Source organism: Citrobacter sp. Marseille-Q6884, from assembly GCF_945906775.1.
In the GTDB taxonomy this organism is placed as follows: domain Bacteria; phylum Pseudomonadota; class Gammaproteobacteria; order Enterobacterales; family Enterobacteriaceae; genus Citrobacter.
In genome coordinates this window covers 1721177-1734360 of the sequence record NZ_CAMDRE010000001.1, presented here as the reverse complement: position 1 = coordinate 1734360, position 13184 = coordinate 1721177, and the positions used below count along the sequence as shown (strand labels likewise).

13 protein-coding genes are annotated in these 13184 nt (G+C 53.1%); 6 read left to right on the top strand and 7 right to left on the bottom strand.

The annotated features are described in order from the left end of the window. Nucleotides 1-2: 2 nt before the first annotated feature. The 4 genes from yjiL to N7268_RS08220 all read left to right on the top strand — a co-directional run bounded on the left by yjiL (nt 3) and on the right by N7268_RS08220 (nt 2872). Nucleotides 3-770 carry a putative 2-hydroxyacyl-CoA dehydratase activator YjiL gene (gene yjiL / locus N7268_RS08235; protein WP_260862440.1) on the top strand — a complete coding sequence of 256 codons (768 nt, stop codon included), beginning with the start codon at nt 3-5 and terminating at the stop codon, nt 768-770. After that, complete coding sequence (locus N7268_RS08230) at nt 767-1024, top strand: DUF3343 domain-containing protein (RefSeq protein WP_260862439.1); 258 nt, start codon at nt 767-769, stop codon at nt 1022-1024. The genes yjiL and N7268_RS08230 overlap by 4 nt, the downstream gene beginning before the upstream one ends. Before the next feature lie 76 nt (nt 1025-1100). Beyond that, nucleotides 1101-2288 carry an MFS transporter gene (locus N7268_RS08225; protein WP_260862438.1) on the top strand — a complete coding sequence of 396 codons (1188 nt, stop codon included), beginning with the start codon at nt 1101-1103 and terminating at the stop codon, nt 2286-2288. Nucleotides 2289-2470: 182 nt separating this feature from the next. Next, nucleotides 2471-2872: a hypothetical protein gene (locus N7268_RS08220; protein ID WP_260862437.1), complete on the top strand. Its 402-nt coding sequence runs from the start codon at nt 2471-2473 to the stop codon at nt 2870-2872. 61 nt (nt 2873-2933) lie between these two features. Here the strand turns inward: N7268_RS08220 and N7268_RS08215 are convergent, their stop codons facing one another. Continuing rightward, the gene (locus tag N7268_RS08215; protein WP_260862435.1) at nt 2934-3959 is read right to left on the bottom strand and encodes a porin; all 1026 of its coding nucleotides are present in this window, start codon (nt 3957-3959) and stop codon (nt 2934-2936) included. A 136-nt stretch (nt 3960-4095) separates the two neighbouring features. On the opposite strand from N7268_RS08215, the gene N7268_RS08210 reads away from it, so the two are divergent. After that, nucleotides 4096-4793 (top strand): IS1 family transposase gene (locus N7268_RS08210; protein WP_226683650.1). Its coding sequence is split into 2 segments (ribosomal slippage): nt 4096-4345 and nt 4345-4793, totalling 699 coding nucleotides; the frame shifts between segments, so codons are not numbered across the junction. Nucleotides 4794-4923: 130 nt separating this feature from the next. Here N7268_RS08210 and N7268_RS08205 read toward each other — a convergent pair. From N7268_RS08205 to uxuA, 4 genes are all read right to left on the bottom strand, one after another. Beyond that, nucleotides 4924-5127, bottom strand: a complete 204-nt coding sequence (locus N7268_RS08205; protein ID WP_260862434.1) for a hypothetical protein — start codon at nt 5125-5127, stop codon at nt 4924-4926. A gap of 640 nt (nt 5128-5767) precedes the next feature. Further along, entirely contained in the window at nt 5768-6541 is a 774-nt protein-coding gene (gene uxuR, locus N7268_RS08200; protein WP_260863535.1) for a Uxu operon transcriptional regulator, read from the bottom strand. 131 nt (nt 6542-6672) lie between these two features. Further along, nucleotides 6673-8148, bottom strand: coding sequence for a fructuronate reductase (locus tag N7268_RS08195; RefSeq protein WP_260862433.1), 1476 nt, complete (start codon nt 8146-8148; stop codon nt 6673-6675). Between the two features lie 77 nt (nt 8149-8225). Continuing rightward, the gene (gene uxuA / locus N7268_RS08190; RefSeq protein ID WP_260862432.1) at nt 8226-9410 is read right to left on the bottom strand and encodes a mannonate dehydratase; all 1185 of its coding nucleotides are present in this window, start codon (nt 9408-9410) and stop codon (nt 8226-8228) included. Between the two features lie 262 nt (nt 9411-9672). Here uxuA and gntP point away from each other — a divergent pair, with 262 nt between their 5' ends. Then, on the top strand, nt 9673-11016 hold the full coding sequence (gene gntP, locus N7268_RS08185) for a gluconate permease GntP (RefSeq protein WP_260862431.1): 1344 nt from the start codon (nt 9673-9675) through the stop codon (nt 11014-11016). A gap of 49 nt (nt 11017-11065) precedes the next feature. Here the strand turns inward: gntP and N7268_RS08180 are convergent, their stop codons facing one another. Together N7268_RS08180 and N7268_RS08175 are read right to left on the bottom strand one after the other, a co-directional pair. Continuing rightward, nucleotides 11066-11761 (bottom strand): lactate utilization protein C, encoded by a 696-nt coding sequence (locus tag N7268_RS08180; protein WP_260862430.1) that lies wholly within the window; start codon nt 11759-11761, stop codon nt 11066-11068. Next, nucleotides 11754-13181, bottom strand: a complete 1428-nt coding sequence (locus N7268_RS08175) for a LutB/LldF family L-lactate oxidation iron-sulfur protein (protein WP_260862429.1) — start codon at nt 13179-13181, stop codon at nt 11754-11756. Before N7268_RS08175 ends, N7268_RS08180 begins: the two co-directional genes overlap by 8 nt. Nucleotides 13182-13184 lie beyond the last annotated feature (3 nt).

Here is a 13184-nt window from a genome sequence, read left to right as displayed (position 1 = left end):
CAGTGACATATTCAATAGGGATTGATTCCGGCTCCACGGCGACCAAAGGGATCCTGCTTGAAGAGGGCGTCATCAGACGCCGCTTCCTGTGTCCCACGCCGTTTCGCCCTGCGGAGGCGATTGCACAGGCATGGGAAACACTGCAAGCCGGGCTGGAGGCGCGGCCGTTTTTAACCCTCACCGGTTACGGGCGACAACTTGTGGATTATGCCGACAAACAGGTCACAGAAATTTCCTGCCACGGACTGGGCGCGCGATTACTGGCGCCTGGCACCCGTACGGTCATTGATATCGGCGGTCAGGACAGTAAAGTCATACAACTCGACGATGACGGCAACCTCACCGACTTTTTAATGAATGACAAATGTGCCGCCGGAACCGGACGGTTTCTTGAAGTCATCTCCCGCACGCTGGGCGCCAGCGTGGAGCAACTTGATACGATTACTGCGGGGATCGAACCGCATGCGATCACCAGCATGTGTACGGTTTTTGCTGAGTCAGAGGTGATCAGCCTGCGCTCGGCGGGCGTGGCGCCGGAAGCGATTCTGGCAGGCGTGATCAACGCCATGGCCAGGCGCAGCGCCAACTTTATCGGGCGGCTTTCCGCGCAAAGTCCGCTGCTGTTTACTGGCGGCGTCAGCCACTGCAATGCCTTTGCACGCATGCTCGAAGGCCATCTCGGCATCCCCGTCCACACGCATCCCGACGCACAGTTTGCCGGTGCAGTGGGCGCGGCGCTGATTGGGCAACGCCTGAGGAAACGTCCATGACTGAGACCGTGTTTTTATTTCATTCCACCGTGGGCGTCATCAAAATGCGCAAAGTATTGCAAGCCGCGGGGATCCGCTTTCGGGTAGCGGATATTCCCCGCCAGCTCCGCGGTGGCTGCGGGCTGTGTATCTACATGGACTGTGCTGCAGATGAAGAAACGCAGTGGGTGATCCCAGGTGATACCGAATCCATTTACCGCTGTGAGGAGGGAGAATGGCGCTGCATTGCTGCCTTTGCCGCTGCTGATAAGTGATTAATTTTACTTTTCATTATCATTTGCACATGTAATATAACAAATACATCCATTACAACGTGCAGTGAGCGTCCGTATGTCCCAGGAAAGTCCCGTTCCACATCACCATGCCATCAGCGTCGCGCTCTTTGGCATGCTGGTCCTGACGTTAGGAATGGGGATTGGGCGCTTTTTGTATACCCCGATGCTGCCGGTGTTGCTGTCTGAAGGCCAGTTTACCTTTAGCCAACTCTCCTGGATTGCCAGTGCCAACTATGCCGGGTATCTCACAGGCAGCCTGTTATTTTCTTTCGGCCTCTTTCATCTCCCCGCTCGCTTACGTCCGATGCTATTGACCTCTGCGCTCGCCACCGGTGGATTGATTCTGGCGATGGCCATCGTTACGCAACCCGCGCTGGTGATGCTGATCCGCTTTCTGGCGGGGGTCGCCAGTGCCGGTATGATGATCTTTGGTTCGATGGTGGTCCTGCACCATACCCGCCATCCGTTTGTGATTGCGGCATTGTTCTCCGGCGTTGGCGCAGGCATTTTTCTCGGCAACGAGTACGTTATCGCCGGTTTACGCTATGCGCTTTCCTCCCACACGTTATGGCTGGGCGCGGGGGCACTCTCCGGTCTGCTTTTCCTGCTAGTGGCCATACTCCTCCCCTCTCGCGGGAGCGCGCTCCCCGCAGCGCCACTGGCAAAAACAGCGCATCAACCGATGTCCTGGTGGCTGCTGGCGCTGCTGTATGGGCTGGCGGGTTTTGGCTATATCATTGTCGCCACCTATCTGCCGCTGATGGCGAAAAATGCCGGATCGCCGCTACTGACGGCACATCTCTGGTCGCTGGTTGGCGTGGCGATTATTCCGGGTTGTTTCGGCTGGCTGTGGGCGGCTAAACGCTGGGGGGTTCTGCAATGCCTGACGGCGAATCTGCTGATCCAGAGCGCCTGCGTGGTGTTAACGCTCGCCAGCGGATCGCTATTGCTGCTAGTAATCAGTAGCGTGGGGTTTGGTGCCACCTTTATGGGAACCACCTCGCTGGTGATGCCGCTTGCCCGACAGCTCAGCGTACCGCGAAATATTAACCTGCTGGGCCTGGTCACCCTGACTTACGGGATTGGGCAAATTCTCGGCCCACTGTTAACCAGCCTGTTAGGGAGCGGCGCGGTCGCCATCATCAACGCCACGCTGTGTGGTGCTATTGCGTTGTTTTTAGCCGCGCTGATCAGCGCCACACAATTATACAAACAACGATTCATTGCATCCAAAAGCATATAAACTAATGACAACCAAAACGTTTTAATTTCGGATTACTCTACAATTAAATATCAACATTTAATAATAACCAAATTATCTTCCAGACAATTTATAATTCCTTTTCACGCATGAGCAAATTTGACGCCACATGCGTAAAAATGGACATATCCATTCAACATCAACAACACTTCTGGAAATAATCGATGCCATGGCTAAAAAAACTCATTCTTGGGTTAATTGTTCTTTCTGGTTTAATCGGTACGGTGCAAGATTATAAAGACTTTGGCACCTTTGGGGCCGTAGGTTTATTTATTGTATTTGCATTAACAACGGCCTTTCTCTGGCAGTGGGCTACCGGAAAACTACCGGAGATCCCCAAATTACAGGCTATTTTAATTTTACTGGCCAGCGCTATTGCCTCTATTTTTATTATCAATATGGCCATCGCGGGGAATCTACATGTTGATTTAATGGACGTGATGCGCGTTTCCATTACGCATAATCCCCTCTTTTACCTTATTCTCTGCGTCGTCGCATGTGTAAAAGTGGGTATCTGGCAATGGTTACTGAGCGATGCGCGCGAAGAGCAATCCCCGCAAGCGTGAAGACAGCAGGATGTAAAAAAGGCGTCTTATGAAAGACGCCTTTTCAGAGCAGAGCAACAAATTAGAACTGGTAGGTCAGGCCAACAACAGCTTCGTTGTCACCGTTAGCGCCATTCAGCAGGTTAATTTTGTAACCCACATCAGCAACGATGTTTTTGTTGAAGTAGTAGTCGGTACCCAGCGCAACGTATTCGGTCAGGTCGTTGTTGTTGTTGTCACGTGCATGGACGTAAGCCACGTTCGGACGCAGACCAAAATCAAAGACATAGGCAGCCATAGCTTCAAAGTGCTGCGCTTTGTCCGCATCCTGAATCAGGTTGTGGGATTCGCCATACATGGTCGCAACGTAGATAGAGTTAGCGTCATATTTCAGACCCGCGCCCCAGAACTCTGCGTTCTCACCATCCCAGCCGGATTTTTGCTGATCATTAGTCAGCGCAGAAGTTGAATAGGCTGCAATGGCAGACACGCCAGAATCGGCGATATTGTCATAACCCAGAGAGAAGCCATAGCCATTACCGTGCTGCTTAGTATAGTCAGGGTCAGCAGGAGTGCCTTTGTTGGAGTCATCCTTACCCTGGTATTGCGCAGCAAAGTTCACGCCATCAACGGCACCAAACAGATTTTTGGTACGGAGTGTTGCAACGCCAGAAGTGCGTGAAGTAAGGAAGCGGTCAGTATTTTCGTAAGAGTCGCCACCGAACTCTGAAAGCGTATCAGTATAAACTCCCACATCGTAAGCGACACCGTAGTTACGGCCATAGTCAAAGCTAACGTTGTGGTCAAAATCCAGACCAGCAAACGCCAGACGGGTTTTAACGCCATCCTGAGACCCTTCCGCTTTAGAGCCATCAATCTGACTTTCAAATTGACCATAACCGGTCAGTTGATCGTTAATTTGTGTCTCACCACGGAAACCCAGACGTGCATAAGTACCGTCAGCATCAGTGCTGCCAGTCCAGGAGTGCGTCGCTTTTACTTTGCCGTACAGATCAAGTTTGTTGCCATCTTTGTTATAAATTTCCGCAGCATGAACGGAAGTTACCCCGAAAGCCAGTACTGCTAATGCCACTGCTGTCTTTTTCATATTTTACTCACTTTTAATTGTGAATTTTGCTATCAACTTTGTTATGCAGGCAGCATGCCCACATAAAAAAGCCCCCTATTAGGTGATGCTGCCAACTTACTGATTTAGTGTATGATGGTGTTTTTGAGGTGCTCCAGTGGCTTCTGTTTCTATCAGCTGTCCCTCCTGTTCAGCTACTGACGGGGTGGTGCGTAACGGCAAAAGCACTGCCGGACATCAGCGCTATCTCTGCTCTCACTGCCGTAAAACATGGCAACTGCAGTTCACTTACACCGCTTCTCAACCCGGTACGCACCAGAAAATCATTGATATGGCCATGAATGGTGTTGGATGCCGGGCAACCGCCCGCATTATGGGCGTTGGCCTCAACACGATTTTACGTCACTTAAAAAACTCAGGCCGCAGTCGGTAACCTCGCGCATACAGCCGGGCAGTGATGTGATTGTCTGCGCTGAAATGGACGAACAGTGGGGCTACGTCGGTGCTAAATCACGTCAGCGCTGGCTGTTTTACGCGTATGACAGGATACGGAGGACGATTGTGGCGCACGTCTTCGGTGAACGCACTCTGGCCACACTGGAGCGACTTCTGAGCCTGCTGTCGGCCTTTGAGGTCGTGGTATGGATGACGGATGGCTGGCCGCTGTATGAATCCCGCCTGAAGGGAAAGCTGCACGTTATCAGCAAGCGTTACACTCAGCGCATTGAGCGACATAACCTGAATCTGAGACAACATCTGGCAAGGCTGGGACGGAAGTCACTGTCGTTCTCAAAATCGGTGGAGCTGCATGACAAGGTCATCGGGCATTATCTGAACATAAAACACTATCAGTAAGTTGGAGTCATTACCCCCTATTACATAGGGGAAGAAAATCAATGACACACCAATAAAGGTAATAATGAAGTGGCAAGACATAATTCATTGTTTGGATTTCAAATAAAATCCAGGCAGAAAGTGTTTACTTTTATTCCTGAGGTTCACTCTGATTAATAGAGCGATGCAACATTAATGCTTCAGCAATAATATCTTGTTTACTTTTACGTGATTCAAATGCCAGCGTGCGAACATATTCCCACAGAGAAGTATCGACACGAGCACTTAAAAGAACCATATCTTTAGATCGGGTACCCCTTGGTTTTCGAATATCGGGATAATCTCGAGAGGGCATTGTCTTCTCCTGAACGCAATAACACGCTTATGCGGTGAAATATGCAGCCAGTGTAAAAACATGTCAACGGCAAATTAAATGGGCAATAGTAATAAAACTGTTAATAAATCACTTTAAAATGGAACGTCATTTCAAATGAAAGATAACTTTATTATGGAATAATAGGTAAAGATGACTTTCGCTGTGTTTGTTCTTATTCATTTGATTAAAAAATGCGTTGAGGGAAGGGATAGTTGCGATACGCAATCAAAACATCATTCCAGCCAATAGGTTACATCGCGTGATCAATGTCTACATTTGACCAAAACACCTGTTTTTACACGCTGTTATGCACGTTTTACCCGCTCAAACGTCTGCAGAAATCACTTTGATTCTCACTTAACATGCGTCCGCATTGTCGAAAAATAAGCACGAAAAGGTAAAAATAAGGTAACGAAAGCATTCTTTCGCAATCAAAACTAAGTCGTTTTTACTTGATACAAATCAATTCTTACCGGACAGCGTTGCGGGAAAAATCCCCATATCGACGAAGGAAAACGTTTTCATTCGTCGAATCCAGGCGGTAAAAATGCGCGTACAGAAGGGGAAAATAAGCGGTAAAACGCGGGCCAGAGAGCCCGCGCGAGGCAGGACGACGCTATCAGGCGTTCACTTTATCCAGCGGCCAGGAGTCAAACAGGTAGCCGTCAAAATCAATGTCATCAACATTCGAAAACTCCAGCAGTCGCTGTTTGACGTTTTCCAGATGCTGCCACATCGCCAGCTTAGCCGCACGCGCATCCTTTTTGATTAATGCCGCCAGTATCTGCTTGTGGTCGCCCATCCATTCTTTACGGTAATGAGTGTCATCCAGGTGGCTGTGCAACTGGATCCACATCGGGTTGTTCTCACGCCACTGCCAGGACTGGCGAAACAGTTCGACCAGCATGCTGTTATGCGTCGCCTCGGCAATGGCGAGATGAAACTGCATATCACCACTTTCTGAGCCGTTCTGCTCGCTGGAGGCCAGCTCCCGCTCTTCCAGTTGCAGCGCCTGGCGCATTTTAACGATATCTTCGCGAGTGGCCTGCAGGGCGGCAAACTCAGCAATATTGCTTTCCAGAAGCTGGCGCGCCTGCAACAGCTCAAAAGGACCGGCATCATTACAATAGTTCACATCCGTACTGTCCATCGCCTGGGCGTCAGCGTTGTCGAGCACATAGATACCGGCACCGCGTCGCACGTCCACCAGCCCTTTAATTTCCAGCATGATTAACGCTTCACGTACCACCGTGCGGGTGACATTGAGCATCTCGGCAATTTCACGCTCCGGTGGCAGACGCTCTCCGGGTTTGTACGGTGACTGTACGATCAGATCGCGGATCATTGCGCCCACTTCCTGATAGGGTCTTTGCTGAGAAGTGTTCGATTTCATCATGTTATGCCCATCGGATGCGTTAATTCAGATACGATAATTGAGTATCGAACTATAGCATTTGCCTTGCGCCAAAAACAGGAAACGGGTCAACCAAATAAATTTTGATTGACCCGTTATCAGAGGGAGAGTTATGCGTTAGCGCTTAACGCCGCGACGCACTCGCGCGCACCCAGCTCGCACAGCTGTTGATACGCAGCGATAATCGCGTCAACAAAGTCGGCATTTTCCGCTAAATCATGACCGAAAATCCCGCTCAAGCCCAGCAGTGCCGTCACGCGTTCAGCACCCTGGTATTGCTGGTTGATACGCTGGAATTCCGCCAACAATGGGTCAACTACCTCAATGGCCTGCCCCTGCTCATCCACGCCGTGGGTGTAGCGCATCCAGCCCGCCACACCGAGCGCCAGATAGCGCCAGTCGCTGCCGTTTTGCAGATGCATACGCACCGGATCCAGCAGGCGTTGTGGCAGTTTCTGGCTACCGTCCATGGCGATCTGCCAGGTACGGTGGCGCAGGGATGGGTTACTGAAGCGTTCGATCAGCAGCGTTGCGTACGCATTAAGATCGGTGCCTTCCGGCATCGACAGCGTCGGAGCCTGTTCTTGCATCATCAGTGCAAACGCCGCTTTACGGTAGGCCGGATTGGTCATGGTATCGGCAATGGTTTCGTACCCGCCAAGATAACCCAGATACGCCAGGAATGAGTGGCTGCCGTTGAGCATGCGCAGTTTCATCATTTCAAATGGCACCACGTCGGCCACGAACTGCGCACCGACTTTATCCCAGTCAGGACGACCGTTAACAAAGTTATCTTCGATCACCCACTGGCGGAACGGTTCGCAGGCAATGGCGCACGGATCGAACACACCCAACTGGTCGGCAATCTCCTGCAATGTTTCAGGCGTTGCCGCCGGAACAATGCGATCCACCATGGTGCACGGGAAGGTGGCGTGAGTCTCAATCCACTTCGCCAGTTCCGGGTCACGCGCGCGGGCAAGACCCAGTACCGCGACTTTCGCCACGTGACCGTTTTCACGGACGTTATCGCAGGACATCACCGTAAAAGCTGCCAGCCCCTGCTCGCGACGCAGGTGCAACGCCTGAACGATATAACCAATGGCCGACTTCGGCGCTTGCGGAAACGCTAAGTCGTGTTTGATCAGCGGGTTATTGAGATCTAACTGACCGCTGGCGGCATCCGTGCAGTAACCTTTTTCCGTCACTGTCAGCGAAACAATCGCCGTTTGCGGGCGCGCCATGGCCTGCAGAATGCCCTCGCAACCGTCAAGATCCGGGTGCAGCGCCTCTTTCATCGAGCCGATCACTTTCAGCACGGTGCTGTCAGCGCCTTTCTCCGCCACGGTGTACAGCAGTTGCTGTTTTTTCAGGTTTTCAATCAGCACACAGTCGTTACCCGGCATCAGGTTGACTTCGCAGATCCCCCAGTCGCTGTCCGTTTGTTCCAGCAGATGGTGGGTATACAGCGCCTGATGCGCACGGTGAAAAGCGCCGCATCCCAGGTGAACAATACGGGATTGCAGACGTGAATTTTCCCACGCAGGGCGTGCAACCGGTAAGTTGCTGTTGGCAATGGTTGTCGTCATCGTGAACTCCAGAACCCATCGGCAACGCCGACGGGAAGAGAAAAGAACAAAGCCGGCATGACGCCGGCCGGTCTGGTTTAGCGGCTAAAGAAAGCGCGCTGAATCGCCATCTCAACACCACGCACTTCCGCAAGCCCTTTCAGGCGGCCAATCGCGGAATAACCTGGGTTGGTTTTCTTTTTCAGATCGTCGAGCATCTGGTGACCGTGATCCGGGCGCATCGGGATCAAATCCTCATTGCCCTGTGCTTTACGGCGCTGCTCTTCTTCTACGAGCGCTTTCACCACTTCGTACATGTCCACGTCACCGTTGAGATGCGCCGCCTCATGGAAGGTTTTCGGGTTATCTTCGCGCAGCGTAGAGCGCAGATGGGTGAAATAAATACGCGGACCAAACTGTTTGATCATATCGACCAGATCGTTATCCGCACGTACGCCGTAAGAGCCGGTGCACATGGTGAAACCGTTGGCCATGCTGTTGACCGTTTCCACCATCCACTGCATATCTTCCACAGTGGAAACAATGCGCGGCAGGCCGAGGATTGGGCGCGGCGGATCGTCCGGGTGTACCGCCATGCGCACACCGGCTTCTTCTGCCACCGGAATAATCGCCTTCAGGAAGACGGCAAAATTCTCGCGCAGCGCGGCTTTATCAATGTCTTTATAACGATCCAGGTGCTGACGGAACTGGTCGAGGGTATACCCTTCTTCCGCCCCCGGCAGACCGGCAATGATATTGCGGGTCAGACGCGCCTTGTCTTCGTCGCTCATGGTGGCGAAGCGATCATTTGCCTGGGCGATTTCTTCCGCCGTGTAGTCGGCTTCAGCGCCAGGACGTTTGAGGATATGCAGCTCAAACGCCGCGAATTCTATCTGATCAAAACGCAATGCTTTGGAGCCATCTGGCAGGACATATTCCAGATCGGTACGCGTCCAGTCGAGAACCGGCATGAAGTTGTAGCACACGGTGCGAATGCCGCATTGCGCCAGATTGCGCAGCGACTGCTGGTAGTTGGCAATCCACTGAAGATAGTGACCGGAACGGGTTTTGATATCTTCGTGAATCGGCACGCTTTCCACCACCGACCAGACCAGACCCGCCTGTTCAACAATGGCTTTACGCTTTTGGATCTCGTCAACCGACCACACTTCCCCGTTCGGGATATGGTGCAAAGCGGTGACCACACCTGTCGCACCCGCCTGGCGCACATCCGCTAAAGTGACCGGATCGTTCGGACCGTACCAGCGCCATGTCTGTTCCATGCTTTATTCCTCATTGATGTTATGGACTCGACAATATGGCGCATAAATTCCTCCTTTTGGTATGACATGTCAACCTAAATAGAGAAATTGGTTAACCAAATCACATCTAACATGACTGGCGATCTACGAGTAACAAGTCCGCCGCCACTTAAGTCGCGTAAACCTGTAACGTAATGTGACATTCATCGCATCAATGGTTAACCAATTTATGTAACATCTCAACCAAAATCATAATAGTTCAACCAAAGAAGGTAGACGTTTCATGCACGTTCTCAATATTCTGTGGGTCATCTTCGGCATCGGCCTGATGCTCGTTCTCAATCTACGATTCAAAATAAACTCCATGGTCGCACTGCTGCTGGCCGCGCTTTCCGTCGGTATGCTGGCGGGCATGGATCTCATGGAACTGCTGCACACCATGAAATCCGGCTTTGGCAGTACGCTCGGTGAACTGGCGATTATCGTGGTGTTCGGGGCGGTCATCGGCAAACTGATGGTGGATTCCGGGGCAGCGCATCAGATTGCCCACACGCTGCTGGCGCGCCTTGGTCTGCGCTATGTACAGCTATCGGTGATCATTATTGGCCTGATTTTCGGTCTGGCAATGTTCTACGAAGTGGCCTTTATTATGCTGGCGCCGCTGGTGATCGTCATTGCCGCGGAAGCGAAGATCCCGTTCCTGAAACTGGCGATCCCGGCAGTTGCCGCTGCCACCACCGCGCACTCCCTGTTCCCACCGCAGCCGGGGCCGGTAGCGCTGGTGAATGCTTACGGCGCCGATATGGGTATGGTTTACATCTACGGTATTCTGGTGACCATCCCGAGCGTGATCTGCGCGGGCTTGATCCTGCCGAAATTCCTCGGCAACCTCGAACGCCCAACGCCCTCTTTCATGAAAGCCGACGTGCCGGTTGACCAGAACAATTTGCCCTCCTTTGGCGTGTCGATTCTGGTACCGCTGATCCCGGCGATCATCATGATCTCCACCACCATTGCTAATATCTGGCTGGTAAAAGGGACGCAGGCCTGGGAAGTGGTCAACTTCTTAGGTTCGTCCCCGATCGCAATGTTCATCGCCATGATTGTGGCCTTTGTGCTGTTTGGTACCGCGCGCGGCCATGACATGCAGTGGGTCATGAACGCATTCGAAAACGCGGTGAAAAGCATCGCCATGGTGATCCTGATCATCGGTGCGGGCGGCGTCCTTAAGCAAACCATCATTGATACCGGTATCGGCGATACGATCGGCATGCTGATGTCACACGGCAACATTTCCCCGTACATCATGGCATGGCTCATCACGGTGCTGATCCGTCTGGCGACCGGCCAGGGCGTGGTTTCCGCCATGACGGCGGCAGGGATCATCAGCGCGGCGATCCTCGACCCGGCAACCGGGCAACTGGTTGGCGTTGATCCGGCGTTACTGGTACTGGCCACCGCAGCGGGTTCCAACACCCTGACCCATATCAACGATGCTTCATTCTGGCTGTTTAAAGGTTATTTTGATCTGTCCGTGAAGGACACACTGAAAACCTGGGGTCTGCTGGAGCTGGTGAACTCGGTGGTCGGTCTGATTATCGTGTTGATTATCAGCATGATTGCCTGACATCAATACCGCTCTGGCCTGTAACGCCAGAGCGGTTCTCTATCCTGCCTCAACAATCCTCAATAATCAGATACACCGCCTTCACCGGACCATGCACCCCAACCACCTTGATAAGCTCAATATCCGCCGTCGAACTGGGTCCGCTGATAATGTTAATGCAAGACGGCATACGCTCACCGGCCTGCGCCTTCTGATGCAGTATTTCTGCCAGCTGCGCCACGCGCGGCAGGATGGTGCTTTTACGCAGCACGAAAATCGAGGACTCCGGCAACAGGCTCAGGGAACGCCCACGCTCCGGCGCGGAAAACAGCACCACGCCACCGGACTCAGTCAGGCCATACTCGGCGTATACCACGCCGACTTTCGCCTGCTCGGCCTGGGTAATATTTTCGATCCCTCGCGCCGGATCCCAGACCACGGCGTTGCATGCCTGCTGCAAGCGTTCGGTGATGCCAAGCGCCACCAGCCGACTGTCGCCGCTCAGCACCACCGGCTGCTGACCTAATTCTTCGCACAGACGTAACGCGGCTTCTGCGGCCTGGTCCTCGTGAGTCAGTTCGCAGCGGGCCAGCATCACTTCACTGGCAAACTGGATAAACGCATCGCAGCGCTGCTGCGTGCTCAGTTCGGTCAGGCGCTCGTTGGCATAGTTGTTAACCGGCGCGGCATCCGCTTGCGGTTCAAAACGCAGCGGACGACCCAACGCCTGGGCGATGGTGTTTAAAAACGCGGTACGGTTATCCATTCTTTTTCTCCTGCGCCTGATGTTTCTTAAACCAGCTGCGAAAACTCTCACCGTCAGCATCAGGCAGATCGCGCGCCTCCATCCAGTCACCCAGCGCGCCAACCTTAAGCGGCGTTTTGCCGCCATTGATAAACCAGCTTGCCGCATGAGCGCCCGCCATCATCCCGACTTTCCACAGCCCCGGATGACTATTGGCATAAGTGAACATTTTGATCGCCCGTCGCTCGGCTTTCGGGGTGATGCCCTCCTCGGCCATCACCCGGCGATGACGCAGGATCAGTGTTGACAACGGAATACGCACCGGGCAGACGCTGTCGCAGGCCGTGCATAAAGAACAGGCGTACGGCAGGTCTTTAAAATCTTTATAGCCGCCGAGCAGCGGAGAAATCACCGCGCCAATAGGACCGGGATAGATAGAGCCATAGCCGTGTCCGCCGATGTGACGGTACGCCGGGCAGGTGTTCATACAGGCCCCGCAGCGGATGCAGCGCAGCACATCGCGGAACGCAGAGCCCAGCACCTGCGAGCGACCGTTATCGACAATCACCAGGTGGAACTCTTCCGGTCCATCAACATTATCCGCTTCACGCGGGCCGGTCAGCCAGGTGTTATAGCCCGTCAGGCGTGCGCCCACGGCGCTGCGCGCCAGCATGGTGATCAGCACATCCACGTCGGCAAAGGTCGGTGCGATACGTTCCATGCCCATCACCGCAATGTGCGTTTTCGGCAGCGTGGTGCACATCCGCGCGTTGCCTTCGTTGGTCACCAGGCACACCGAGCCGGTTTCCGCCACGGCAAAGTTACAGCCGGTAATGCCGATTTCAGCACTCAGGAAATCCTCGCGGATCTTCTGGCGGATGAATAAGGTCATGGCTTCCGGAGTTTCCGGGCCGTCGTACCCCAGACGCTCGTTCAGCACGCGGCGGATCTGATAGCGATCTTTATGAATGGCCGGGACCACGACGTGCGAAGGCGGATCCTGATCCAACTGCAGGATATACTCGCCGAGATCGGTTTCGATCACCTGAATTCCGGCATCCTGCAACACGGTGTTGACGCCGATCTCTTCGGTCACCATCGATTTGGACTTCACCACCTTGTTCGCATTTTTGCTCTGCGCGACCTGCAGAATGTAGCGGGTGGCCTCTTCTTTGGTTTTGGCGAAATAGACGTGCCCGCCGTTTTCCGTCACTTTCTCGGAGAGTTGATACAGGTAGGCGTCGAGGTTACTCAGAACGTGATCGCGGATCTGGCTGGCACGATCGCGCCAGTCTTCCCAGTGGCCTAACTCATCGACCATTTTTTGTCGATTCGCGCCAATACGCTCCTGCGCGTTGGCCACGGCTTTGCGCATGATCGGATCTTCTATCTGCTGACGAATGCGCCGTTTAAATTCTACATCGCTGGTTTTTATCGACATCGC